The sequence below is a fragment of the Micromonospora sp. C97 genome (assembly GCF_018070385.1).
Taxonomy (GTDB): domain Bacteria; phylum Actinomycetota; class Actinomycetes; order Mycobacteriales; family Micromonosporaceae; genus Micromonospora; species Micromonospora parva.
On record NZ_JAGPXU010000005.1, the window covers coordinates 75,784 to 101,396 of the forward strand.

General features: G+C 69.8%; 21 protein-coding genes. 7 read left to right on the forward strand and 14 right to left on the reverse strand.

The window, feature by feature from the left end; genetic code table 11:
* Positions 1-27 precede the first annotated feature (27 nt).
* The 3 genes from KBX26_RS10055 to KBX26_RS10065 all read right to left on the reverse strand — a co-directional run bounded on the left by KBX26_RS10055 (position 28) and on the right by KBX26_RS10065 (position 3,104).
* The gene (locus KBX26_RS10055) at positions 28-1,410 is read right to left on the reverse strand and encodes a HAMP domain-containing sensor histidine kinase (RefSeq protein ID WP_307857786.1); all 1,383 of its coding nucleotides are present in this window, start codon (positions 1,408-1,410) and stop codon (positions 28-30) included.
* Positions 1,411-1,484: 74 nt separating this feature from the next.
* Complete coding sequence (locus KBX26_RS10060; RefSeq protein ID WP_209444479.1) at positions 1,485-2,159, reverse strand: response regulator transcription factor; 675 nt, start codon at positions 2,157-2,159, stop codon at positions 1,485-1,487.
* A gap of 624 nt (positions 2,160-2,783) precedes the next feature.
* Complete coding sequence (locus tag KBX26_RS10065) at positions 2,784-3,104, reverse strand: hypothetical protein (protein ID WP_209444480.1); 321 nt, start codon at positions 3,102-3,104, stop codon at positions 2,784-2,786.
* A gap of 36 nt (positions 3,105-3,140) precedes the next feature.
* On the opposite strand from KBX26_RS10065, the gene KBX26_RS10070 reads away from it, so the two are divergent.
* Together KBX26_RS10070 and KBX26_RS10075 are read left to right on the forward strand one after the other, a co-directional pair.
* Entirely contained in the window at positions 3,141-3,854 is a 714-nt protein-coding gene (locus tag KBX26_RS10070) for a hypothetical protein (RefSeq protein WP_210859973.1), read from the forward strand.
* A 330-nt stretch (positions 3,855-4,184) separates the two neighbouring features.
* Entirely contained in the window at positions 4,185-5,315 is a 1,131-nt protein-coding gene (locus KBX26_RS10075; protein WP_210865264.1) for a hypothetical protein, read from the forward strand.
* Positions 5,316-5,473: 158 nt separating this feature from the next.
* On the opposite strand, the gene KBX26_RS10080 is transcribed toward KBX26_RS10075, so the two are convergent.
* The 10 genes from KBX26_RS10080 to KBX26_RS10125 all read right to left on the reverse strand — a co-directional run bounded on the left by KBX26_RS10080 (position 5,474) and on the right by KBX26_RS10125 (position 16,668).
* Positions 5,474-6,484, reverse strand: coding sequence for a mechanosensitive ion channel family protein (locus KBX26_RS10080; RefSeq protein WP_210865265.1), 1,011 nt, complete (start codon positions 6,482-6,484; stop codon positions 5,474-5,476).
* Positions 6,485-6,821: 337 nt separating this feature from the next.
* Positions 6,822-8,513 (reverse strand): phosphoenolpyruvate--protein phosphotransferase, encoded by a 1,692-nt coding sequence (gene ptsP, locus KBX26_RS10085; RefSeq protein WP_210865266.1) that lies wholly within the window; start codon positions 8,511-8,513, stop codon positions 6,822-6,824.
* Positions 8,506-8,781 (reverse strand): HPr family phosphocarrier protein, encoded by a 276-nt coding sequence (locus KBX26_RS10090; protein ID WP_210865267.1) that lies wholly within the window; start codon positions 8,779-8,781, stop codon positions 8,506-8,508. Before KBX26_RS10090 ends, ptsP begins: the two co-directional genes overlap by 8 nt.
* Positions 8,782-8,790: 9 nt before the next feature.
* Positions 8,791-9,831 (reverse strand): zinc-dependent dehydrogenase, encoded by a 1,041-nt coding sequence (locus tag KBX26_RS10095; RefSeq protein ID WP_210865268.1) that lies wholly within the window; start codon positions 9,829-9,831, stop codon positions 8,791-8,793.
* Positions 9,828-10,262: a PTS sugar transporter subunit IIA gene (locus KBX26_RS10100; protein WP_030328519.1), complete on the reverse strand. Its 435-nt coding sequence runs from the start codon at positions 10,260-10,262 to the stop codon at positions 9,828-9,830. The genes KBX26_RS10095 and KBX26_RS10100 overlap by 4 nt, the downstream gene beginning before the upstream one ends.
* Entirely contained in the window at positions 10,255-10,563 is a 309-nt protein-coding gene (locus tag KBX26_RS10105) for a PTS lactose transporter subunit IIB (protein ID WP_210863704.1), read from the reverse strand. Before KBX26_RS10105 ends, KBX26_RS10100 begins: the two co-directional genes overlap by 8 nt.
* 4 nt (positions 10,564-10,567) lie before the next feature.
* Complete coding sequence (mtlA, locus tag KBX26_RS10110; RefSeq protein WP_210865269.1) at positions 10,568-11,728, reverse strand: PTS mannitol transporter subunit IICB; 1,161 nt, start codon at positions 11,726-11,728, stop codon at positions 10,568-10,570.
* 60 nt (positions 11,729-11,788) lie between these two features.
* On the reverse strand, positions 11,789-12,697 hold the full coding sequence (pfkB, locus tag KBX26_RS10115) for a 1-phosphofructokinase (RefSeq protein WP_210865270.1): 909 nt from the start codon (positions 12,695-12,697) through the stop codon (positions 11,789-11,791).
* Complete coding sequence (locus tag KBX26_RS10120; RefSeq protein ID WP_210865271.1) at positions 12,694-13,455, reverse strand: DeoR/GlpR family DNA-binding transcription regulator; 762 nt, start codon at positions 13,453-13,455, stop codon at positions 12,694-12,696. The genes pfkB and KBX26_RS10120 overlap by 4 nt, the downstream gene beginning before the upstream one ends.
* A gap of 264 nt (positions 13,456-13,719) precedes the next feature.
* Positions 13,720-16,668, reverse strand: coding sequence for a hypothetical protein (locus tag KBX26_RS10125; protein ID WP_210865272.1), 2,949 nt, complete (start codon positions 16,666-16,668; stop codon positions 13,720-13,722).
* A 445-nt stretch (positions 16,669-17,113) separates the two neighbouring features.
* On the opposite strand from KBX26_RS10125, the gene KBX26_RS10130 reads away from it, so the two are divergent.
* The gene (locus KBX26_RS10130; RefSeq protein WP_210865273.1) at positions 17,114-20,110 is read left to right on the forward strand and encodes a BTAD domain-containing putative transcriptional regulator; all 2,997 of its coding nucleotides are present in this window, start codon (positions 17,114-17,116) and stop codon (positions 20,108-20,110) included.
* Positions 20,111-20,579: 469 nt separating this feature from the next.
* On the opposite strand, the gene KBX26_RS10135 is transcribed toward KBX26_RS10130, so the two are convergent.
* On the reverse strand, positions 20,580-21,617 hold the full coding sequence (locus KBX26_RS10135; RefSeq protein WP_210865274.1) for a DUF808 domain-containing protein: 1,038 nt from the start codon (positions 21,615-21,617) through the stop codon (positions 20,580-20,582).
* Between the two features lie 144 nt (positions 21,618-21,761).
* On the opposite strand from KBX26_RS10135, the gene KBX26_RS10140 reads away from it, so the two are divergent.
* The 4 genes from KBX26_RS10140 (at position 21,762) to KBX26_RS10155 (ending at position 25,608) form a co-directional block, all read left to right on the forward strand.
* Positions 21,762-22,022: a hypothetical protein gene (locus KBX26_RS10140; protein WP_307857787.1), complete on the forward strand. Its 261-nt coding sequence runs from the start codon at positions 21,762-21,764 to the stop codon at positions 22,020-22,022.
* A gap of 366 nt (positions 22,023-22,388) precedes the next feature.
* Positions 22,389-22,517, forward strand: a complete 129-nt coding sequence (gene fxsA, locus KBX26_RS10145; protein ID WP_231639982.1) for an FxSxx-COOH cyclophane-containing RiPP peptide — start codon at positions 22,389-22,391, stop codon at positions 22,515-22,517.
* A gap of 8 nt (positions 22,518-22,525) precedes the next feature.
* Positions 22,526-23,752: an FxsB family cyclophane-forming radical SAM/SPASM peptide maturase gene (locus KBX26_RS10150; protein ID WP_307857788.1), complete on the forward strand. Its 1,227-nt coding sequence runs from the start codon at positions 22,526-22,528 to the stop codon at positions 23,750-23,752.
* On the forward strand, positions 23,749-25,608 hold the full coding sequence (locus tag KBX26_RS10155) for an HEXXH motif domain-containing protein (protein WP_210865275.1): 1,860 nt from the start codon (positions 23,749-23,751) through the stop codon (positions 25,606-25,608). Before KBX26_RS10150 ends, KBX26_RS10155 begins: the two co-directional genes overlap by 4 nt.
* Positions 25,609-25,613 lie beyond the last annotated feature (5 nt).

Sequence of the window (25,613 nt, forward strand, 5' to 3'; positions counted from 1 at the left end):
CGGGCTTCTGCCCGTCCCGGATCTTTGTCATGGACCGGCGGCCGTCACCGTGTCCGCCCCTGCGGTGAGCTGCGTGAGCCGAGCGGGCGGGGCTGCGGCCGGAAGGATGATCCGCAGGAGCGCGCCACCGCGTGCGGACCGGGTGACGATGACCTGGCCGGCGTGGGCGTCGACGACCCGCTGCACGATCGACAGCCCCAGACCCGATCCCGGCAGCGCCCGGGCGCTCTCGGCACGGTAGAACCGGTCGAACACCCGCGGTACGTCGGCGGCGTCGATGCCCGGCCCGGCGTCGTCGACCTCGAGGACCGCCGACGCGCCCTCGGCACGGAGCCGGACCTGGACCGGCTGTTCAGCGGGAGACCACTTGCTGGCGTTGTCGATGAGGTTGAGCACCGCCCGCTGGAGCGCAGCGGGACGCCCGCTCACCCACACGGTGGTCACGTCGAGCGCGACCTCGATGTCGGGTACGCGGGAACGAGCCCGGGTCGCGGCGGCCACCACCACGTCGGCGACATCGAGCAGCTCGGTGCTCTCGTCGCTGACGTCGCCGCGCGCCAGGTCGGTCAGCTCGGCGGCAAGGGTGCTCAACTCGGCCACCTGGGCACCGAGATCGTTGAGCAGTCGGGTCCGGCTGTCCGCCGGCAGTGCGCTGTCCAGCGTGCCGCGTCGATCGAGCCGGATCAGCAGCTCAACGTTGAGGCGCAGGCTGGTGAGCGGGGTCTTGAGTTCGTGGGCGGCGTCCTCGGCGAGTAGCCGCTGGGCCCGCCGGGAGTCCCGGAGCGCGGCGAGCATGTCGTTGATCGACTGGATCAGCCGCCGGATCTCCCCGCCGCCCTCGTCCGGGATATCGGCGTCGATGTCCCGGGTCTGCGCGACACGAACCGCGGCGGCAGTCAGCCGGTCGATCGGTGCCAGCCCGGTCCGCGCCACGGTCCGCCCGACAAGGGCGCCCCCGGCCACGCAGAGCAGACCGATCAGCAGCATGCCCAACCCGAACTGGTTGACCGGGCTGTCGTCGCTGTTGCGGGCCACCTGGACCGCGCCGTCGCCCACCCGCAGCGTGTAGATGAGGTAGCCGTCGTCGTCGCTGTCGTTCGACTCCATCAGGTCGGCCGACGCGCCCTGCGCCACGCGCCACGCGTGCCCGCTGACGGGCGGCAGCGCCGGTTGGCCGGCCGGCGTCCGGGTCGAACCATCGGGCAGGATGACCCGCACCAGCCGACCGGATCCGGGATACGGCGGTAGCTGGACCTGCGCCAGACCGGTGCGCTCCACTGTCGTCGCCAGGACGCGGGAGTCCGCGCGTAGCTGATTCTCGGCGTTGTCCCGTAGCTCCGAGTCCAGCAGTTCGCTGGCCACCTGAAAAGCCAGGAACACGCTGACCGCGATGGCCGTGGCGGCGATCACCGTCAGCCTGGTTCGCAGGGACCGCTGGCGCCACCATCGGGTCAGCCGACGCGGTACCCAACCGGCGGACCTGCTCACGGAGGAGTCTCCCGCAGCGTGTACCCCAAGCCGCGCAGCGTGTAAATCAATCGCGGCTCACCCGCGGCCTCCATCTTGCGGCGCAGGTAGCTCACGTACACCTGAAGGTTGTTGGCGGTGGTGCTCATGTCGAAGCCCCAGATCGCCTCGAACAGCGCGTCGCGGGTCAACACCCGGGTCGCGTTGCGCACGAGGACCTGTAGCAGGGAGAACTCGGTTCGGGTCAGATACAGCGGTCGCCCACCTCGCCACGCCTCGAACCTGTCGGGATCGAGCCGGACGTCGGCGAACGACAGGATCTGCGACTCGTCGTCGCCCGGCGCGTGGCGGCGCAGCAGAGCCCTCACCCGGGCCAGCAACTCCTCGGTGGCGAACGGCTTGGGTAGGTAGTCGTCGGCGCCCGCGTCCAGCCCCGCGACCCGGTCGGAGACCTGATCCCGAGCGGTCAGCATCAGAACCGGCAGATCCCTACCCGCCGCCCGCAACCGCCGGCAGGTCTCCAACCCGCCGAGGCGGGGCATCATCACGTCGAGGATCAGCAGATCCGGCGCGTCTGCGCCGACCCCGTCGAGCACGGCGAGACCGTTGGCGGCGGTGCTGGTGCCGTAACCCTCGACCTGGAGCACCCGCTCCAGCGACTCACGGATGGCCGCCTCGTCATCGGCGATCATGATCTGCACGCCAGCCCGCCCCCTCCAGTTGATGCTTTTGCGCTCATCCTCCCCGATCAACCTGAGGGCAGGATTAATGCTCCAACGGCAGTAGGCGAACCCAGTTCTGTTCGCGTTCGTTGGTCCGCCTGCGACGGACCGTTGAGCGGCAGTCCGGTACGGAACTCGCCGACATGCTGTTCAAGCTGCAACTGGGCGCCGCCGGCAAACCCCAGCTCCATCCGGGTGGGCACCTCGCCGTTCACCGTCGACTTTCCCGGCCGGCGGGGCTGAGCCGGGACGGGCACCGGCGCCGCCCGCGCACCCCGGTCCGGGCCGGGTCAGCGTTCATTGCCGACTTCCGCCAAGCGAGTGCGCAGGTCGGCAGGCTGGGAGAACGTGTAGCCGCAGGCAGGGGCGGATGCAGCTGAGTGGGCCGGGGCCTGGGAGTCCAGCCGCAGCTGCTACCGGGCTTCTGTGGACATGCTTCTTCTTTGCACGGGGCCGGGAGGTCAACCAGTCCGGCGCGGGATTGCCGGTCGGTCGAAGTGCCTGGCATGATCCGGGCATGATCGAAAGAATCGAGTCCTCCGTCCGCCGGTGAGCGTGACACCCGAGCCAGGCCTGCTCGGACCCCACTTGTCGTTATTTGATCACGCGATGCGGATCCATCGCGAGGATCCAGACGCGCCTCTTTTCCGTGGCGGTGAGCCGTATCCAGATGACAGGCAGCACCGAGGTCGGAAGTCCCGTCCTCGAGAGCCGGAGGATCGGCGCCGCAGCGGTGCTGATGTCGCCGCCGTTTTGGACGCGCACTTCGCCGATCGGTCCGCCGTTCCGGGCGACCTTGCCGGGGCGTTCCATGACATCGATGTTCCGATCCATCCCAATGAACACATCATGGCTGCGGCCTGTCGGGTGGACGCCGAACGTGTTCGAGCGACCGGTCGATGGCTTGTCCAGCACGCGACCGATCGCTGCGCTGCGACTGTTGGTCTGGCGTTGCTGACCACCCTCTGGGATGACGACGACATCGAGTTGATCAAAACGATCGGATTGCTGTCGGGCCGCTTCGGCCCACTGGCTGCCCGTGCGCTCGAACGGCGGTCGTGGTGCGGTGGCTCGGACGCATTGCTGTGGCTGGCCGAGCGGGTCACGGGCTGGGGACGGGTCTATGTCGTGGAGTCCCTGTGCACGATCGGCAGCACCGCAGCGCGGCCGTGGATGCTTCGACGCGCCTGTGATGGCGACTACCTCAACCGTTACTTCGCCGGATTGGTCGCCACTACGGCGCATCTGCAAGAGGCGATCACCGCGGCGAATCCTGACAGTGAGTTGGTCGATCACACTGGCCTGCTGCTGACCATCATGGCTGACAGCGGCGGCACGGGCATCACGCTCGAGCACTACCCGCCCGCCTCCGCAGTTCTAGAGGCCCACTGCGAACACGCCGGCCGCCTAGAGCCGTCGGTAGAGCGTTTCGTCATCGCCGCGCAACTGGCTGAGCATTTACATCACCCAGCGGCGGACCGAATAGCTTGGCCCGAGGGCGGACGCGAGCGCGTACTGAGCGGCTACCTTTCCCTGCTCGATCGCGACGACTGGTGCATGGTCGCTCGCGCCGGCCTGGCCGCTGGTGATCACCGTGTTACCTGGCTTGCCGAAGCGCTGGCACCAGACCTCGGGCTTCGAGCGTTCACCGTGAACGACGAGTAGCGTCCGGAGGGAAGGTCGGCGGGGAGCATGTCTGCGGTTTCCTGCCGACCTGCGGCCGGTCGTCTTCTTGATGGTCTTGTGGTAGTCCGCCGTCGAAAAGGCCTAAGGCCGGCGAATCAGCTACATCCTTCGCGGTGGTCTCTTAGGCTGCCTGGGCGGGCCACCGGTTCGACGCAGGCGTCGCGTTGGCGCTGTACGACGGTCGAGACGTTCCCCTCCGCGACCTGGCTCTACCAGCATGTCGAGCGGCACCGGAGCTGTCGCGACGGCGCGTGACGCCCCCGGTTTCCGCCGTCGCCGGCTGTGCCCGGCTACCGGTGAGGAGCAGCGGTGACCCACAGCGAACGGCATCGCCCGGAAATAGTCGTGGGACTGGTGGCAACCCCACCGGACCAGCCGGCCCGGGTGGCCGGGAGGCTCACTGCGGAGTTGGTCAGCGGGCTCACCGAGCGGGTGAGCGCGGACGTGCGGTGGACCGTCCGGCAAGGCTGGGGGGAGGTGGCGCCGCGTCGCGATGGCGGCGCGGAGGCGCTGCTTGACGATCTTGCTAGGCGGCGTACGGACGATCGGTGGGACGTCGCCATCTGCCTGACCGACCTGCCACTGCATGTCGGGCGGGCGCCCCTGGTCGCGCAGACCTCCGGCCGACGCCAAGTTGGGATGATTTCCCTGCCCGCGCTGGGACTGCGGCAAATGCGCTCGGTCCGCACAGCCGTCCCGGATCTGGTGAACCAGCTGCTGGCCGACGCCTCGGACCACCGGGTGCCGCCGGCCGACAGGGCACCAGCCGAGACGACACGGCACCTTCCCGCCGTCCGTCGCGTGATCGACGGGGCCGACGCTGGTGAGCGGCGCTACCTCGCCTCGGGGCTGATCGGCCGGGCGCGCCTGTTGACCGGCATGGTTCGCGCCAACCGTCCGGGACGGGCACTGTTGGGCCTGTCCAAGCTGTTGGTCGGCGCGTTCGGCACGGCCGCGTTCGCGCTCACCACGGACACCATCTGGCAGATGGGCGATGCCCTCGGCGGACTCCGGCTCGCTGTGATCATGGTGCTCGGGTTGAGCGCGTTGGTGGCCTGGTTGATCGTTGCGCACGACCTGTGGGAGAAGCCGAGCCGCGAGACGCCGGCTGAGCTGGCACGGCTGTTCAACCTGGGTACGATCCTCACTCTCAGTCTGGCCACGGCGGTGTCCTACGTGGTGCTGTTCGTGGGAACGGTGCTCGTCGGGGCGCTGCTGATCGACACAACCGTGTTCGAGCAGATTCTGCAGCGGCAGGTGAATGCCAGCGATTATCTGAGGCTCGCCTGGATCACCAGCTCACTGGCCACTGTTGGCGGTGCGATTGGCTCAGGGCTGGAGAACGAGGAAACAGTCCGGGCTGCCGCCTACGGCTACCATCCCCAACCCGGCGGCTGGCGGGACGAGAAGGGCAGGGAGCGGTCCAGCGGCGCGAGCTGAGCAGTCAGGCGCAGGTCGCGTGCATCCGTTCTCGCGGGTGTGTTCCGGGCTGGACGATCGGGGAGTGGCCGCAACCATGTCCTGCCTCAGCACGCAGGCCAGCGCGACGTGAGCGGGCGTCGCTCCGTGGTAGCCGGACGCGAGTCCTCAAGCAATGTTCAGGGCTGATACTGACTACGGGTGCGGGGCAGCCACTGCGGATGGTGGTTGCGCAGGTAGCAGATCAGCCCCTCGCGCAGGTCGCAGCGCAGGTCCCAGGCGCTCGCGCCGTCGGCGGCCGAAGCCTGCACCTGGATGACCACCGTCTGCGGCGTGGAATCGACCATTTGGAGCACCCACTGGTCGCGATCCCACAGCGATGAGGACTCGACCAGCCGACGCGTCTCCCGGCGCAGGTCGTCCAGGTCGGCGGTGTGGTCGACATGAATCTGGATCTTGCCGATTACCCGGGACTCGTTTCGGGTCCAGTTCTGGAACGGCCGCTCAGTGAAGTACGTCGTTGGCAGGATGAGCATCCGCTCGTCCCAGAGCCGGATCACCACGTTGGTCAGCTTCACCTCCTCGACTCGGCCCCACTCACCGTCCACCACCAGCACGTCGCCGACATGCAGCCCGTCGGCGAAGGCGACCTGGACACCGGCGAAAGCGTTGCCAAGCGCGGTACGGGCAGACAGGCCGATCAATGCCCCGACGACCCCCGCCGACGTCAACACGGAGACACCGAAGAGGCGTACCGGCCGAAAGGTGATCAGTATCAGGCCGATGGCGACGATCGTGACCACGGCGACGGTGAGCCGCCGCACGGGACGGATCTGCGTCCGAGCCCGCCGGACCCGCCGGCTGGCGACCGCGTCACCCGGCAGCCGGTTGAACGCGACGGCCTCGGCGACGTGCAGCGCCCTGATCACCAACCAAGCCCCGGACAGAACCAGGGCCACCAGGACGGCGTGCCGCAGATGACGCTGCCACCCGACCGGTTCCAACGGCAACGCGTAGTACAGCGCCCCCACCAGCAGTACCGCCGCCGCCGGCCGCCGGCAGGTATGCCGCAACGGCTCCAACAACCACCGGTAACGGCCACGGTCTACCCGGCGAACCAGCACGCCGGAGACCAGGTCCACGACCACCGCCGCCACCAGCGCCGCTACTACGATCAAAGCGGTACGCATCAGAGGCCGTTCACCGTGATCCCGATGCCACCCTCCCCCGGCTCGCTGCCCAATCCACGTGCCAGCGTCCCATCTTGAGCAGCAGTAGGCGGCCAACATCGGCGAACAACGACCACCTACGTCAGCCGTCCGACGGTCCGGGTTGGTGTCCTTCCCGCTATCTACCCGCTCACCTCTGCGGAGGGCATCCTCGCCACAACAGCAAATCCCCGCCCAATGGGACGGGGATCGCTCGAAACGCGAGGAGACATCACGCTTCGTGGGGAAACAATGTGTCCGAGACTCATTGCCCTACCGTTGATGACGCTAGGGCGTCCCAGATAACGGCCACGCCTTGTCAGCCGCGGATCCGGATGTCCTCGTCAGGTGCACCCGTCGCCCACCCGGAGCTGGAGCGGAGCACCGCCACCGCCGCCCGGGCTGCCTCCGGGCTGGGGGCGGCAAGGGCCGCCTCGGCGATCTGGCGGCACTCGTCCAGGGTGTGCGCGGCCAGGGACTCGCGCACCGCCGGGATGCTGCGGGGAGCCATGGACAGGCTGGTGATGCCCAGGCCTGCCAGCACCAGAGCGAAATCGGGGTCCGCTGCGGACTCTCCACACACGCCAACTGGCTTGCCCGCCTCGACGCCGGCCGCCGCGCAGGTGGCGAGGAGGGCGATCAGCGCGGGCTGCCACGGGTCGAGCAGGTCGGCGAGGTCGCCGCACATGCGGTCAGCGGCGAACGTGTACTGGCTGAGGTCGTTGGTGCCGACGCTGAGGAAATCCACGTGGCGCAGCACCTGGCCGGCGCGCAGGGCAGCGGCCGGCACCTCGATCATCACGCCGGCGGTCGGCAGGCCGTACTCGCGGCAGGACTCGGTGAACGCGGCCGCCTCCGCCGCGGTGGCGACCATCGGCGCCATCACCCACACGTCGGCGTCCGTCGCCGCGGCCGCCACCGAGATCGCGGCCAGCTGCGTGGTGAGCACGGTAGGTGTCTGCCGTGCGACCCGCAGACCGCGGACACCCAGCGCGGGGTTGGGTTCGTCGGCCAGACGCAGGAACGGCAGCGGCTTGTCGGCCCCGGCGTCGAGGGTACGCACGACGACCTTGCGGCCCGGCAACGCGGCGAAGACGTCGCGGTACGCGGCGACCTGCTCTTCGTGCGACGGCGGGTCGCTGCGGTCGAGGTAGAGCAGCTCGGTGCGGAACAGGCCGACGCCTTCCACCTCGCCGGTGAGGTCGCGGGCCGAGCCGATGTTGGCCAGTAGCGCGACGGGGTGGCTGTCCCTGGTCCGCCCGGGGCCCTGGGAGCGGGCGCGGCGTTCGATCTCCGCGAGCCGGTCCGCGTTGACGGTGCGTACCGTCTCGGCGGAGACGCCGGCCACCACGACGCCGCTCGCGCCGTCGAGACTGGCCAACGCGCCGTCGGCCACGTCCAGGATGCCCGCGCAGCGGACCACGGCCGGGATGCCGAGGGTCCGGGCCAGGATCGCGGTGTGGCTGGTCGGCCCGCCCTCGGCCGTGACCAGGCCCAGCACCAGGTCCGGTTCGAGACCGGCGGTGTCGGCGGGCGCCAGGTCGCTGGCGATGAGCAGGTACGGGTGGCCGGGGTCCGGCACGCCCGGCATCGGCTGCCCGAGACACGCCGCGACGAGGCGGTCCCGCAGGTCGTCGAGGTCGCTGACCCGCTCGGCGAGGTACCCGCCCGCGGCTTCGAAGGCGGCCCGGTGCCCGGCGAGCACGTCGGTGAGCGCGTGCGGCGCGTCCGCGCCGCCGTCGATCGCGATGTCGGCCGCGTCGATCAGTGTCTCGTCCTGCGCCATCATGACCTGGGCGCGCAGGACCTCGGCGGCGGTCGCGTCCACTGCGGTGTCAGCGCGACGGGTCAGGTCGGCGGCGACGACGAGGACGGCTTCCCGCACGGCCGCCTTCTCGGCAGCGGGATCAACGGTCTCCGCCGACGGCGGCAGGGCCGGCGGCGGGGCCAGCCGGTAGACCGGCCCCGCCGCACCACCGGGGCTGGCCCCGATTCCCCGAAGTTCACGCATCGACGGCGTCCAGATCACGTTCGAGGAAGTCGGCCAGGGTGTCGACGGCGGCCTGCGCGCCGTCGCCGTCGGCCTCCAGCGTGACCTCGGTGCCCTTCTTGGCGCCGAGCGACAGCACGCCGAGCATGCTGCGGGCCGGCACGGGCTTCTTGTCGCCGGTGCGGATGGTGACCAGCACCGGCTGCTTCGCCGCCTCGGCGACGAACAGCGCCGCCGGGCGGGCGTGCAGCCCGCTGGCGGAGCCGACGAGGACTGTTCTGGTGGGCAACGGATCCTCCTACGGTTCGATCGTCACCTTGATCGCTTCGCCCCGCGCCACGATGCCGAAGGCGTCGAGGGCGCGGTCGAGCGGCAGGCGGTGGGTGATGAGATCGGCGACCGGCACGGAGCCGTCGGCGATGAGTCGCAGCGCCTCCTTGTTGTGTTCCGGGCTGGAGCCGTTGGCACCGACGATGGTCAGTTCGCGGTAGTGCACGAGGTTGGAGTCCAGGGAGATGACCGGCTTGTCCTTCGGCAGGCCGCCGAAGAAGCTGATCCGGCCCTGCCGTGCGGTCATCTGCACCGCCTGCTCCTGGGCGGCGCCGGCGGCCGTGGCGGTGATGACGACGTCGGCACCCCGGCCCTCGGTGAGCTTGAGCACCGCGTCGACGACGTCGGTCTCGGCGCCGCAGATCGCCGCGTCCGGCTGCACCAGGTTGGCGGCCAGGTCGAGGCGTTCGCGGTTGAGGTCGACGAGGAACACCCGGGCCGCGCCGCGTGCCCGGGCCAGGCGGACGTGCAGGCAGCCGATCGGCCCGGAGCCCACGACGACCACGTCGTCGCCCTTCCTCACACCGGCGAGGTTCTGGCCGTTGAGGACGCAGGCGAGGGGTTCGGCGACGGACGCCTCGGCGAAGCTGAGTCCCTCGGGGATGCGGTTGAGCCCGTCGACGGCGAGGACGTTGTGCGGCACGACCATGTGTTCGGCGAACCCGCCGTCGAAGTGGTATCCCATCGACACCTGGTTGGGGCACACGGTCATCCGGCCGCGCCGGCACTCCGCGCACGTACCGCAGGGGATGGCGGCGATGACCTGGACCCGGTCCCCCGGCCGCCAGCCGGTGACGTCGGCACCGACCTCGGTGATCTCACCGGCGATCTCGTGGCCCATGACGCGCGGCGGGGCGATGTGGTGGTGGCCGAAGCGGGAGATCTTCACGTCGGTGCCGCAGGTGGAGCATGCCCGGACGCGGATCTTCACGTCGGTGGGGCCCGGCGTGGGCTCGGGCGCGTCCTCGATGCGGACGTCACCGGGTGCGTGGAATCGGACGACCTTCACGATGGGTTCCCCTCAAGGATGGTGATCACGTCATCGACACTCGTCGACTCTCGTAGCCGCTGCGCCTGCGCCGGGTCCATCAGCACAGTGGCGAGCTGGGCGAGGATGTCCACGTGCCCGTCGCCGGCGGCCGCGATGGCGACGCAGACCCGCACGTCGAACCCGTCCCAGTCGACGCCGTCGGGGAAGCGCAGCACCGCGAGGGCGTCGCGCTGGACCGACTCCTTGCTGTTCAGCGTGCCGTGCGGGATGGCGACGCCCTCCCCGATGTACGTGGAGACGCTCTGCTCGCGGGCGAGCATCGCGTCCACGTACGCCGGGGCCACCGCGCCGACCTCGACGAGTACCGCGCCGCAGCGGCTGATCGCCTCGTCCCGCGATCCGGCCCGTTCGTCGAGCCGGATCGCGTCACGGGCCAGCAGCTCAGCCACTGAGCTCACCGCCGCGCTGCACCGCGTTCACGACCCTGGTGACGGCCGGGTCGCCGATGAACACCTGGATCGGCACGATCACCGTGTCCGGCGCGCTGACCCGGGCCCGGGCGACGAGCCCCTGGTGGCAGATGACCACGTCCGCGTCGGCGGGGATCGAGTTGACCGGCGTGTGCTCGACGGTCACCGCGTTCTTCGCCAGTTGCCGCCGAAGTTGGCTGGCCAGCATCACGCTGCTGCCCATGCCGGCGTCGCAGGCCACGACGACCTTCTTGATCTCGGTGCCGTTGATGGTGGACATGTGTTCAGACCTCCTGCTTCGCCGACTTGTCGAGGGTCTCGTCGGGGTCGACGGCCCTCTCCTGCTCCGGGCGCACTGCCGTCTCCTCGTCAGGGCCGACAGCGTCCGCGACGGGCTCGCCGCGCCCGAAGCCGAGCAGGGCCGAGGCGACAGCGAAGGTGACGGCGGCGGCGACCACGACGCCGAGAATGACCCCGAAGTGGCCGCCCTTGGGGGTCACCGCGAGGTACGCGAAGATGCTGCCCGGCGAGGGGGTGGCGACCAGCCCCGCACCGGTGATCACGAAGGTGCCGACGCCGGCCGCACCCCCGGCGATCATGGCGAGGATCAGCTTCGGCTTCATCAGCACGTACGGGAAGTAGATCTCGTGGATGCCGCCGAGGAACTGCACGATGATCGCGGCCGGGGCGCTGGGGCGCAGTGCGCGGGGGCCGAAGACCATGAAGGCGAGCAGCAGACCGAGGCCGGGGCCGGGGTTCGACTCGATCATGAACAGGACCGACTTGCCCTTGTCGGCCGCCTCGGCGATGCCCAGCGGGCCGAACACGCCGTGGTTGATGGCGTTGTTGAGGAAGAGCACCTTGGCGGGTTCGACGAGCACCGAGGTCAGCGGCAGCAGGTCCCTGCCGACGAGCCAGTCGACGCCCGAACCGGCCTGCTTGGTGAGCCATTCGACCACCGGGCCGATGCCGTAGACGCCTCCGATGGCCATCGCGGCGCCGATGATGCCGGCGCTGAAGTTGTCGACGAGCATCTCGAAGCCGGGACGAATCCGGTTCTCGACCAGGCCGTCGAACAGTTTGAGGACGTACGCCGTGAGTGGCCCGATGATCATCGCGCCGAGGATCATCGGCACGTCCGCGCCGACGACGAGGCCCATTGTCGCCACCGCACCCACGACGGCACCGCGCTGGCCGTGGACCAGCCGTCCGCCGGTGTAGCCGATGAGCACCGGTAGCAGGATGCTGATCATCGGGCCGACCAGTTCGGCCAGGGTCTTGTTGGGGATCCAGCCGGTCGGGATGAACATCGCGGTGATCAGGCCCCAGGCGATGAACGCGCCGATGTTGGGCATGACCATCGCGGCCAGGTAGCCGCCGAGGCGCTGCACAGTGGCCCTGAGGCCCTGGCCCTGTACCTCTGGTGTGTAGGAGGAGGAGGTCACGGGGGTATCTCCTTCATCGAGGGGCGGACCAGACGGCCGCGGGGGAAGAAGCTCGTCCGGCTAGGGGTGGATGGTGACGTGGTGGCGGAACAGGTCTGCGGGGCCGGGCATCCGGCTGCCGGGCAGGCTCACCGCGGCGGCACCCCAGGCGAGGCCCTCAGCGAGAGCGGTGGCACCCTGGGCGCCGGCAGCGAGGAACCCGGCGAGCAGCGCGTCGCCGGCACCGACTGTGCTGCGGGGCCGGGCGACCGGACAGGTGCCGGTGCGGACGCCGTCGGCGTCGACCAGGACAGCGCCGTCAGCGCCGAGGCTGGCCACGACGGTGCCGGCTCCCCATTTCCGCAGGCACTGAGCGGCATCGACCACGTCGTCGAGGTCAGTCAGCGGGGTGCCGACCACGTCGGCCAGTTCGTCACGGTTGGGCTTGAGCACTGTCGCCCCGGCGAGGGCGGCCTCGCGCAGGGCAGGACCGCTGGTGTCGACGGCGACCCGGACACCGGCAGCGCGCAGCTTGCGGCACAACTGGGCGTAGGCGTCAGCGGGCAGGCCGGGCGGGACGCTGCCGCACAGCACGACCCAGTCGGCGCTGCTGGCGCGGGCGAGCACACGGTCGATCACCTCGTCGAACTCAGCGCGGGACATGGCCGGGCCAGGCTCGTTGATTTTGGTGACCGTGCCGTCGGGCTCGGCCAGGGTGATGTTGGAACGGGTCCTTCCGGAGATCGACACGGCGAGGACCTCGACACCCTCCGCCTGAAGTAGGCGGATGAGCTGGTTGCCCTCGTCGCCGCCGGACGGCAACACCGCTACCGACGGCACCCCGTTGGCCAGCAGGGCACGGGACACGTTGACGCCCTTGCCGCCGGGGTCGAGGTGAGCTGTGGCAGCCCGGATGACCTCGCCCCGGGTGAGTGAGTCGACCTCCACGGCCCGGTCGAGGCTGGGGTTGAGGGTGACGGTGACGATCATGCGCGTACCACCCGGACGTTTGCGGACTCCAGGTCACCGACCAGGTCGCGGTCGGCGCGGCTGTCGGTGATGAGCAGGTCGACGTCGGCCAGCTCAGCGAACCGGGCCAGATAGTCGTTGCCGAGTTTGGTGTGATCGGCGAGCACCACAGTGCGGCGGGCCGCACGAACCATCGCCCGCTTCACCGCCGCCTCGGACGGGTCCGGGGTGGTCAACCCGCGCTCGACCGAAATGCCGTTGGTACCGACGAACGCAACGTCGACGTAGAGGTCCGCCAACGGCGACAGCGCCCAGTCGTCGACGGTCGCCAGGGTCTTCCCGCGGACCCGCCCACCCAACAGCAGGACGTTGAGGTTGGCGTAGGTACCGAGGGTCGCGGCGATGACCGGCGAGTTGACCACGACGGTCAGCTCCCGGTCGACCGGCAGCAGCTGGGCCAGCCGGGCGGTCGTGGTGCCGGCGTCGAGGATGATCGCGCCCTCCTCGGGCACCTCGCTCAGGGCGAGCTTGGCGATGCGCTCCTTCTCCTCGATGAGCACCGCGTCACGCGCCGCCAGCGCGGGCTCGAACCCGAGTCGCTCAACCGGGATCGCTCCACCATGGACGCGACGCAGCACCCCGGCCCGCTCCAGGATGGTGAGGTCGCGGCGGATGGTCTCCGACGTCACGTTGAGTCCGTCGGCCAACCCGGCCACCTCGACCCGGCCCACGTCCCGGGCGATGCGAAGGATTTCCTGCTGTCGTTCTTCGGCGTACATCGTGTTGTTTCACCGCCGTTTCGTTTTGCTTGTGCTTTGTTTACGCCCGCTTTCCGGTTAAGTCAAGGGATGAGCCACATGAAGCCACATTGGACGGGCGAGAGTCTGCCGTCACCTGGGCGAATGCCGAATGGTCGCCGCCCTTCGCCAGCTCTGGCGATGGGCGGCGACCACGTCGCGTCGCGCTCTTGGCGCCACGCAGCGGCGCCGGTGATGCCCGATCGTTTCGGCGGGCGTGTCCTACGCCCGGCCGAACCGCAGCAGTTATCCGAGGACGAACCGGAAGAAGCGGGGGCGGTAGATGCCCGGATCGCGGTAGTGATCCGCGTCCGGCGAGACGCGGGTGTCCATGCTGTTGACGTTGTAGGAGGCGATGAAGGTGTCACCGGAGCTGAGCGCCGGGTGCACGTGGGCGTTGTAGGAGATGACGTTGGGGTTCCAGTAGCTGCCGTACGGGCCGGGTTCCGGCATGCGGTAGACCGGGGTCTTCTGGGTGAAGGGGCCGTACGGTGAGCAGGACGTCCAGGCGTTGATCTGTCCGCTGAACGCCTCGGTGCTGTCCTGGCTGAGGAGGAGGAACTGTCCGCCCCAGGGGGTGACGCTGTACTCGTTGGCGATGCCGGTCAGCAGGTTGCGGGAGTTCTGCTCCCGAAGCGTCCAACCCCACGGCGTGTGGTGCTGCCAGGTGCCGTTGGCGAGGTCGCTGCCGTACACCCGGGCGATGCGCATCTGCTTGTTGATCGGGGAGTCGTCGACGCCGTAGACGTAGGTGTAGCCGTCGCCGCTGCGGCTGGCCGGCAGCAGCCCCGAGCCCCAGGCGACCCCGCTGGCCGAGGGCAACTCCCGGACGCTGACCGGGGTCCGCAGGTTGGACAGGGCGAAGTTGGCGACGACGTTGCGGTTGAACCGCCAGTCCCAGGCGCCGGAGCCGAAACGCTCGTACTCCTGGTACACCACTTGAAGTTGTCCGCCCGAGAGGTGGCCGTCACCGACCCAGTACCACTTGCCGGGCCCCGACGGCGGCATCAACGCCCGAGGGGCCCCGGCGGTGCCACCCTGGTAGGTGGTGAGGCTGCCGCCGTTCTGCACGACGAAGGTGTTGTTGACCAGCGGCGCGCTCACCGGGCGGGTGCCGTCGCCGTTGAGCGGGCCCATCCAGGTGTCGGAGAACAGCCACACGATCCGGCCGTCCGGCAACTTCACCGAGTACGTGGAGTCGCCACCGGTCCAGCCGTCCGGCGTGCTGGCGGCGTATCTGTTGAACGTGCCCTCCGGCTCGACGGTGGTCTCCACGCTGCGCACCGAGAGCGGACGCAGCGCGCACGAGCGGGCCGTGAGTGGCAGCACGCTCTCCACATTCGTGGTGAACGTCTTCGGGCTGCCGTCCGCGTCGGCGGAGTGGATGTCCAGTTCGGTCCAGGTGGTCACCAGGGTGGCCACCATGGGGTACGCGAAGTTCGGCACCGTGATCAGTCCACCCGCGTCGGGATGGCGCACGGTGTGGATGCTCGGGTACTTCGCCAGCGTGCCGGTGCTTCCCGTCGGCGACCAGACGACGACGGCAGATCTGCGGTTGGCGTCCCTGGTGGTGTCCACCAGCAGGGTCGAGCAGTATCCGCAGCTCGCGTCGCCGGAGTTCTTGACCGCGCGGAAGTCGTGGTAGACAGCACCGCCCTTACGCAGGATGTCCTGGTACTCCACCTGGGTGCCGGCGGGCGTCGAGTGACTCTTGCGGGCCGGTCTGGCACCCCCGAGGGCGTCGCCGCTCGTCCCGCTCGCGCCGGTGAGGTTGCCGCGCCACAGGCTCGCGTCGGAGTCGGAGTAGCCGTAGATGCGCCAGGCGTCCACCGTCGGTGCGGGCGCGGCGTTCGCCTTGGCCAGCCGATAGTTGGCGATGTGGTAGTTGAGGAGCATGTCCGCGAAGTTCAGGCCGTAGCCCGCAGCGGTGTGCCGGATCGCCTCGATCGGCAGATGGTCGTGGTCCCGGACGCTTTCCCACGTGCGTCGCACGAAGGAGGCATCGATCTGCTCGGTGAGGTAGGTCGGCAGCAGGAACGCGCCATACTGTGGACCGCCGCCCAGCCCGCCCCAGGAGTTGAGTGCCGCCCCGGGCTTGCTGAGCACGTCGTAGACGTTGCGGGCGTACAGCTTCTCCTCGCCGGGGATGGGCACGTACGGCGCACGGGCGTAGGTCTGGCGGGTCGCCCACTCCGCGGTGGCCTCCATCCACCAGTTCATCGAGCCGAATTCCTTGCCGCCCACGAAGAGGGCCAGGTAGTCCAGGCCGACGTCGGACCGATCCCAGTACTGGTACTGCATGACGTGGAACAGCTCATGCCGCGGCAGGTAGTCCCAGTCGTCCTGCCCGTTGGGCACCAGCATGGTCGCCTGCTGGTTCAAGCCGAACGGCAGGACGAACGGCGCGTCGATGGGCAGGCCGGCCCCGCCGACGATCGGAATCTCATCGACGCCGTAGACCAGCACCCAGGGCTTGCCGTCCCGCACGGGCAGCGGGTAGCCCATCTCGCGATACTCGTCGACGGCGATCGAGAGCGCGTTCAGCAGATGCTGCACCGCCTTCGCCCGGCCGTTCGGGTTGGCGTCCGCCGGGATGCCCGGCCTGCCTCCACCGGCGATGTTGTAGAGGACGAGGAATTCGCCGGCCGACGCCCGGCAGCGATAGGTCACCCCGAGGTAGTCGTACGGTTCGGCGGCGCAGTCGTCGTAGTCGGCGGCCGTGGCGGCGCCGGCAGGCACCGCGACATCTGGCGCGATGGCCCGCGCCGCCTCCGCATCGGCGCTCGCCGCCAACATCGACAGGTAGGTCAGATATCGCTGCGGGTCGTGGATGGCACCGGTCGGCCGAAGGTGCACCGGCAACGACCGGGGCGAACGCACCGCGGCCAGGCCATACCGCACGGCGTCGTCGCGGGAGAGCTTCCCCCGGTGGTACGCCGAGAGCACGCGTTCCCCGGGGCCGAAGTCGGGCGGGGCGGCCGTCCTGCCGGTGGCGGTGCCGAGCGGCGCCTCCTTGAACGGCGTCGGTCGCGGGACCGGCGGGGCGGCGACCGGCGGTTCGGTGTGCGGCGGCGCGACGGCTCCGACGGCGGCTGGCGCCGTGGCCGAATCGGGCGCCGCCTGCGCGACGCCACTGGTCAACACTGCCGCTGCCAGCACAACTGTCGCGCTGATCAGGGCCAGGGGGTTTCTCATCGCACTCCCTCTATTGGCTGACCGGCCGGTGCCGGTGCCGTCCGGTGGACGGCGCGTCCGGCCGGTGGATCGTTGTGCTCGGCCAGCAGCCATCACACCGGCGATGCGGAGAACATCGCCGTGGCAAGCGAGGTGGCAGGGTCGTCCGACACGGTGTTCACCGGTCTTCGAAGCCCGCCACGTCATCGGCGACTGCCTCTCCCCCAAGGCCGTCGCCCAGTCGATGCGTCGCTCGTCGCCCCCGGATAAGCGCACCGGACCGTGCGCACCCCTCGTCGTTCGCGGCCACCCCCGTGCTGGCCGCGGCGCGAAGCGCACGCTCGTACCGCCCGCTCACTGTCAGCGGGCTCGACCATAATCAGGGCCGGCGCATGCAGCGATCTTGCAAAATGCTTGCAGAGGAGTCGCGCCGGCCCGCACAGGCAGCGACGGCAGGGATGTGCACATGGAGTTTCGGGTCCTCGGGCCGGTGGAGATCTGGTCCGAGGGTGTCCGTCTCGCCATCGGAGGACGACAGCCCCGGCTGCTCCTGGCGGCGCTCGTTCTGGAGGCCAATCGACCGGTACCGGCGGACCGGCTCATCGACCTGATCTGGGCGCAGGCGCCCCCGCCCAGCGCACGAGCGACGGTGCAGGCCATGGTCTCGCGCCTACGGGCCACCTTCCGGCAGACCGGTGCATCCGCGCAGTTGCTGAGCGAGCGCGGCGCCTACCAGCTGCACACCGATCCCGCGACCGTCGACGCACACCGCTTCTCCGCCCTCGTGCAGCAGGCCGCAGGCTCCTCCGACGATCCCACCACCGTGGAGTTGCTGGACCAGGCGTTGGACCTGTGGCGAGGTGAACCACTGCTCGACGTCGTCGACGATTCCGGACGCCGACTGCTCTGTTCCGGTCTCATGGAGGCCCGTTGGACGGCTGCGGAGGACCGGGCGGACGCGCTGCTGCGCCTGGGTCGCACGAGGAGAGTGGTGCGCGAGGTGTCCGACCAGGTGGCCGGACAGCCCTATCGGCATCGCCTCGTCGGTCAGCTCATGACAGCCCTGTATCTCGAGGGCCAGGCCGATCGAGCATCGGAGGTCTACCGCAATCTCCGCACCCGGCTACACGACGATCTCGGCCTGGAACCGTCACGCGAGCTCAGCCGCCTGCACCGGCTCATCCTCAGAGGTGATCCGGTGCTGCCGGCGGAACGCGGCGACGCACTGTCGAGCGTCCCGCACCGTCCGGAGGAGCTGCCACAGGACGTACCAGGTTTCATCGGTAGAACTGACGAGATGACCCATCTCGACCAGCTATCGGGCGGGTCCAGCGCCACGACGGTCTGGGTTGTCAGCGGAATCCCCGGAGTCGGAAAGACGACGCTGGCGGTGCGCTGGGCGCATCGGGTGCGTGGCGCCTTCCCCGATGGTCAGATGTTCATCGACCTGCGCGGCTTCGACGTCGAGCGTCCACCCGTCACACCGTCCGCCGCGCTCGGACAGCTACTTGGTGGGCTTGGTGTCGACCCCCGCGTTGTTCCGGACGATCAGGACGGCCGGGTCTCGCTGTTCCGCTCGACGATGACCGGCCGCAGGATTTTGCTGGTGCTGGACAATGCTCGTGACGCCGACCAGGTGATGCCGCTGATCCCGCCCAGCGGCACTGTCCTGATCACCAGCCGTCGTCGGCTCGGTGAGCTGGTCGTCCGGGCCGGCGCCCGATCTCTGCTGCTGGGTGTGCTCAGCCCGACGGACTCCGTACGGCTGCTGGCGGCGATGCTCGGGGACGAGGCCGTTCGGGTCGAGGCCGGCGCCGCGGCCCGCCTCGCCCACCTCTGCGGGCACCTGCCACTGGCACTGCGGATAGCGGCAGCGAACCTGCAGACGAGCGGCCATCCCCACATCGCCGGACTGGCCGAGGAACTCGATGAGGGCGGTCCTCTCACCAGCCTGACCGTCGACGGTGCCGACGAGGGCGCGGTCACGAAGGCCTTCGCGATGTCGTATCGGGCCCTGCCCACCGCTCAGCAACGAATGTTCCGTCACATCGGGCTGGTCCCCGGTGGCAGCTTCACCGCCCACGTCGCCGCCGCGCTCGAGGGGGTCGCGCCCCCCATCGCGACGAGAACACTCCGCGCCCTCGCGTCCGCACACCTGATCGAGCATCAGGGAGGCGACAGATACCGGTTTCACGACCTGCTCCGCCAGTACGCCGTGGACCGGCTTGTCACGGAGGACGACGACACCACCCGTCACGACGCCCGGCAGCGTCTACTTGAGCACTATCGCAGCAGGGCCGACGCCGCCGGACGTCAACTCATCCCCCACTTCCTCAGGCTCCCCGGGCCGGTCCCGCAACAATCGTTCCCCGATGCCGACGAGGCGCTGGCGTGGCTGGACGCAGAGGCAGCCAATGTCATCGCAGCGATCAACGCCGCCGACCACGGGCATGCACGCTTTGTCTGGCAGCTCACCGACGCCCTACGCGCCTGGTTCCACCAGCGTGGTCGCCGCGCCGAGTGGCTGTCCGCAGCCACCAGAGGGTTGGCTGCCGCGGAGGCCGCGAACGACCTGACAGCCCAGGCCAGCATGCACTTGAGCATCGCCCTCGCCCACGTCACCGCCGGCCGATACGAGGAAGCCCGCCAACACCTCCTCGACGGCCTCCGCATCAACGCCCATGACCGGTGGCCGGAGGGACGCACGGCCCTGTTGAACAATCTCAGCGCGGTGCACCAGCGCCTCGGCAATCCCCGAGCCGCAATCGACTGCGCCCAGCGATCCTTGGAGCTCAACCGGCAATACCGCAACGACGGCGGCGAGGCCATGTCCCTCGCCAACCTCGGCTTCGCGCACTGGCAGCTCGGCGCGCTGTCACAGGCGGACCAGCACATCCGGGACGCCCTAGCCTGCGCGGAACGAAGCGGCTCACGGTACAACGAAGCGGTCCTTCTGGTTGACCTCGCGGGCATCCGCCGCGACCGTGGAGACCGGGAAGCCGCCGAGGAGTTGTACGACCGGGCGCTGGTCGCCAACCGCGATCTTGGCTACCAGTACGGCGAGGCGACGGCGCTCAGCGGACGTGCGTTGTTGTGGTCGATGACCGACCGCGCACCACGCGCCTGCGCCGACGCGCGACATGCAGTGGCCTTGACGCAGGAGATCGGCGACGCCGGCACCGAGGCGTGGGCACGAGAGGCTTACGGTCGCGTGCTACTGGCCGCTGAACGGCCAGCAGAGGCAGCCGAGGAACACCGTCTGGCGCTCGACCTGGCCCGGCAGACCCGGTTCGTGTGGTGCGAGGCGAGTGCGCTGGTGGGGCTGGCGGCGGTGTGCCTGGCCACCGGGCAGCCCGACGTCGCTCGCGAGCACGCCAAGGCCGCGCTGCGCGTGGCGAACGAAGCCGGTTACCGGCTGATCGAGTCGCGCACGCTTGGGCTGTTGAAGACGCTCGACGACTGAATCGGCGGTGAGTCGGGAACGCACGCACCCGCGGCTGCTGTTCCCTGCTCGGACGGGGCGACGCGACGTGGTTCACCTGCGGCCACGTACCGGCAGTGCCGTTCCACCCAGGTCAATGTGGTGTGGCGCATCCAGTGGTCCTGATGCCGTACACGGCTACCAGGGCAAGCTTTCGCGCTTGTGTCGGTCGATCAGATCGTCGGGTCGCGGACGGGTCTGCATGATCTGCTGGCGCGGTTCGCGCACCGGTGAGCGCGATGATCGCAGTCGGTCTCGACCATGAGATCACCACGATTCGACCCTTCGGCCACATCCATCGATGGTCACGATGGCGACGACGACATCGATACCGCGCCAACACGGCCCACTACCAGCGAAGACTCCGACTCCACCGGGTGCGGCTGGAGCACCAGAGGGCTTCAGCACCAGCACGCCTGACCCCCGTGGTCGAGTTGCGGTGATGTCGCGGTCAACCGCGCGGCGCTTGGTCCGCAGGGGCGTCGCGGCGCCGAGCTGCACGGCTCGGCGGCGCGGGGATGGTGCCGTCAGTACGAGTCGTGGCCGCCGCAGTCGCAGCCGCAGCCTTGGATGTGCGGCGGTGCAGCGTGAGAGTCATGACCAGCACGACCAGCGCTCCGACGATCAGCCCGAGGACCGCGCTGGCCACCGTGTTGACGAGCCAGCCGACGAGCCCGCCGAGAACACCCGTGGCGTCGTGGGCGGCGACCTCCACGTGGTGCACGGCCTCGTACAGGAAGTGCAGGTTCAGCTCGTTCGTGCCTAGCAGCAGGATGTGCCCACCCACCCACAGCATCGCCGCGGTGCCGACTACCGTCAGCACGCTGAGGACCACCGGCATCGCCCTCACCAGACCGCAGCCGAACGTGGCGACGGCGCCGGAACCTTGCGACAGGCGCAGCCCGGCGTCGTCCATCTTGACGATCAGGGCCACCACGCCGTACACCAGGACGGTTATGAGGACGGCGACGACAGCCAGGATCGTCAGGCGGGACCAGAACGCCTCATCGATCACCTCGTTAAGGCTGATGACCATGATCTCCGCCGAGAGGATCAGGTCGGTTCGTACCGCCCCAGACACCAGTGTCGTCTCGTCCTGCACCTTCTCTTCGCCCGCGCCGGAGGCACCGTGATGGGCGATCTTGGCCCACACCTTCTCCGCGCCTTCATAACAGAGGTAGGCGCCGCCGAGCATGAGGATCGGAGTGAGCAGCCAAGGCACGAACTGACTGAGCAGCAGCACCGCCGGCAGGATGATGAAGAACTTGTTGCGCAGCGACCCCACGGCAATGCGCTTGATAATCGGCACCTCGCGCTCGGCCGCCAGGCTCCGCACGTACTGCGGCGTGACGGCAGCATCGTCGACGACGACACCCGCAGCCTTGGCGCCGGCCTTCGCGGCGGCCGCCCCGATGTCATCGATCGACGCGGCAGCGGCCCGGGCCAGCACCGCCACGTCATCCAGCAGGGCTACGAGTCCACCGGCCAAGGGAGGGTCCTTCCAGGGTTGCGATTCGAACTGGCCCATTCTCGCTCAGGTCTCTGCGCGCGGCACGCCACCGCCCGGCCGTATCTTCTCGGCGATGAACCTCATCGGCTTCTGATCGCTGATCACACCGGCGGCAGGCCGGACGTGCGCAGAACGTGGCTGAATGCTCGTGTCGACCGGAGGGAAGGGCTTGCGGAGGTCCGGACGCTCTTCGCCAAGGAGTTGCGGCTGCTCGATGGCGTTGATGAGGACGCGGAGTCCTGGGAGCGCGCATACGAGGCAGTTCGGAACACCGTCACGCTTCGGTACCCGGACGGCCAGGAGGTTCCTGAGTTCCTACTTCACATCGATGGCAACGAGGCGTGGTGGCGGTGGAGCGACGAGCCGTTTAGCGAGGAGCAGTGATCTGCCACGATGGCTGGCTTCCCAGCGGCCGTCTCGAACAACGGCGTCACGAGCGGGCGCGGTGGCGGAGGTTTGCCGCGGGTGATCCGCCGGATGGCGGCGGGCGCGGCGCCGCGACTTCCGCGACCACTGCCAAAAATCGGACAGCCCCCGGTACGCGCGCCGGCTATGGACTGTCCGGGGCGGAGCGTCGGCCGTAGACTGACCCGGTTGTCCGGCATCCACTGGTACCTTGGGCTAGTTTAGGAAATTTGCTCCGCCTCCAGCTGCCGCGTTCGGAGCCGGTCAGGATCACTAGCATGCGATTGTCCTATAGAGGAATCGATGGAACCCACGGTCGATGATTATCTGTCTCACCAATTGGATGTGAGCAAGATCAGCCTCGCCGAGCTCCGGGAGGCGAGGCAGGGCGCGTTCGTGCACTGCCTGGAGCGGATTCTCGACGAGCTGGACCGACCGCAGGACCCCGTCGCTGGTTTCACCTCCGCGATCTGAACCCCGTCGTGGTCACCAGCGCGCCGCCGTCACTTCCTCTGCCGTCTGAATGGCCTCTCGGCGAGTCACCGCTGGACATCACACCGGCCGGTTGGCGGCCCACCCCGTTCCACGACTTCGTCGTCAAGCTGCACAGTCGGTGCGACCTCGCCTGCGACTACTGCTACATGTACGAGCTGGCCGACCGTTCCTGGCGAGGCCGGACGGCCTTCATGCCCGACGAGGTCGTCGACCTGGCGACCCGGCGCATCGCCGAACACGCCCGCGACCACCGCCTGTCGACGATCCGGGTCATCCTGCACGGCGGCGAGCCGCTGCTCGCCCCGCCCGCCACGTTGCAGCGGGTGGTCAGCACGCTGCGTGCGGCGCTGTCGTCCGGGACGGTGGCACAGTTCACCGTGCAGACCAACGGCACCCGCCTGACCGAGCAACGCCTGCGCCTGCTGAGCGCCGCCGGCCTGCGGGTCGGGGTCAGCGTGGACGGTGGCCGGGTGGCCAACGACCGGCACCGCCGGCACCTCGGCGGCCGGAGCAGCTTCCCCGCCGTCGACCGCGCGCTGCGGCTGTTGCGCGAGCAGCCCGACCTGTTCGCCGGCATACTCAGCGTCATCGACCTGCGCAACGATCCGGTTGAGACCTACGAGACGCTGCTGGCGTACCAGCCCCCGGCCCTGGACTTCCTGCTGCCGCACGGCAACTGGAGCGAGCCACCGCCGGGTCGTCCGCCCGACGCCAGCACCCGGTACGGAGAGTGGCTCGTCGCCGTCTTCGACCGGTGGTACGACGCGCCCCGGCGGGAGACCCGCCTCCGCCTCTTCGAAGAGATCGTCGTGGGCGTACTGGGCGGCCACAGCAGGTCGGAGCAGATCGGACTGAGCCCCGTCGGGGTGATCGTCATCGACGTCGACGGGTCGCTCGAACAGGTCGACACGCTGCGCTCCGCCTACGAGGGCGCCCCGGCCACCGGCCTCACCGTGGCCGATCACCCGTTGGACGCCGCCCTGCGGCACCCGGCCGTCATCGCCCGACAGATCGGCGCGAAAGCACTCGCTCCGGCGTGTCTTGATTGTTCGGTTCATCCGGTCTGTGGTGGAGGGTACTATCCGCACCGATACCGTAAGGGCTCAGGATTCCGCAATCCCTCGGTCTACTGCGCCGACCTGCGATATCTGATCGACCACATCGCCGGCCGCGTACAGGCCGATGTCGCCCGAGTGATGAGGCAACGCGCGTGACCGACGTGATCCGACTTCCCGCCCGGTCCTTCAGCCAGCTCGCCGCGGGCCACGGCGACGCCGAGACGATCGCCCGGCTCCGCCGCGGCCAGCTCAGCCGACGGCTGTTCCTGCTGCGGGCACTGCTGGACGCCGACTCGTCCCCGGCCACCGAGGCCTCGCTGGAGCTGCTCGTCCGCGCCCAGGCCCACCGGCCGGAGGCCGTCGACGAGGTACTGCTCGCTCCGCACGTCGGCTCCTGGCTGACGGTCACACTCCGGCGGCTGCGGGCCGGCCCCGCCACGGTGCCGCCCCGCAGTCGCCGCTCCGGCGCCACCGTCGCGGCCTCCCGCGACGTCAGTCGGCTGGGCGAGATCGCCGCGGCCGCGGCGGCCCGGGCCGGGCTGGACTTCACGATCGAGCTGTCCAGCACCGACGGCCAGGTCATGCTGCCGACGTACGGACGCGCCGAGTCGGGGGCCGGCAGCGTCACCGTCACCGCCGAGGACGGCCGGCTGCGGATCGGCCCGGTCCTGGTACCCAGCGACCCGTCGGCGGACGCGCCCGGCTGGTCCGGTCTGCGCACGATCACGGCCCAGGCCGCCGGCCGCACGCTGCGGCTGATCGTCGACGACCTCGACCCGTGCCGCGACATCCACCAACTCCGGGCGGCGGGCCGGCTCTCCGACCCCGAGCTGGCCGGGTGGCAGGCGGCCCTCGACGAGGCGTGGCCGGTGCTCGTGCGGTCACATCCCGGCTACGCCGAGGGGATCGCCGCGGGACTCACCACGATCGTCCCGCTGGTCGCCCCCGAGGAGAGTTACGGCGTCAACGCGACCGCCATGGAGTCGTTCGGCGCCGTGTCCCTGACCCCACCCACCGATCCACTCGCCCTGGCGGCGGCGCTGGTACACGAGTGGCAGCACGCCAAACTCGGGGCGCTGCTCGACCTGATCCCGCTGCACCACGCCGATTCGGAACCCCGGCACTACGCGCCGTGGCGCGACGATCCCCGGCCGCTCGGCGGGCTGTTGCACGGTGTCTACGCCTTCTTCGGGGTCACCGACTTCTGGCGGGTGCAACGGAGGGTCCAGCGCGACGCCGCCGCCCGGTTCGCCGACTTCGAATTCGCCCGCTGGCGCTCCATGGTCTGGCAGACCACCGAGCTGCTGCACGGGGTCCCGAACCTGACCGAGGAGGGCCGGCGGTTCCTCGCCACGCTGACCGAACGGCAGCGCCGCTGGCTCGCGGAACCCGTCTCCCCGGCTGCGGCCTCGCTGGCCCGGCAGGTCACCGCCGAACACCGGCTCGGCTGGCGCCTGCGCAACCGGGTGCCCGATTCGCACCGGGTGCACCGGCTGGCGGACGACTGGCTGGCCGGGGCGGCGGCCTCACCCGGGCCGATCTCCGCCGTGCTGACCCACGACGTCGGCTGGACCTCGACCCACAACGTCCGATTCGACCTGGCCGGACTCCAGATGGCAGATCCGGAGGGCTTCGACCAGCTCTGCACCGACCCGGCGCAGGTGACCACGCAGGTACCACAGGCGTCCGCCGGCGACATCGCGCAGATCCTCGGCGACCACGCGACCGCCCGCGCCGCCTACCTCCGCCAGATCCTCGACCAGCCGGACGAGCCACGGTCCTGGATCGGTCTGGCGATCCTCACCGAGCTGAGCGGCGACGGCGCGGACGGGGAGACCGCCGCGCTGCACCAGATGCCGGAACTCGTCGCCGCGTTGCACCGCGAGATCCGGCGTCGCGGTGCCGACGCACCGGACCCGCTCCGGCTGACCCGCTGGCTGCGCCCCCTCGTGGCCGAGGCGCCCGAGGCGGTCAGCCCGGCGGCGGGCGCCCCGCTCGCCGCCCGGGCCTAGCCGCC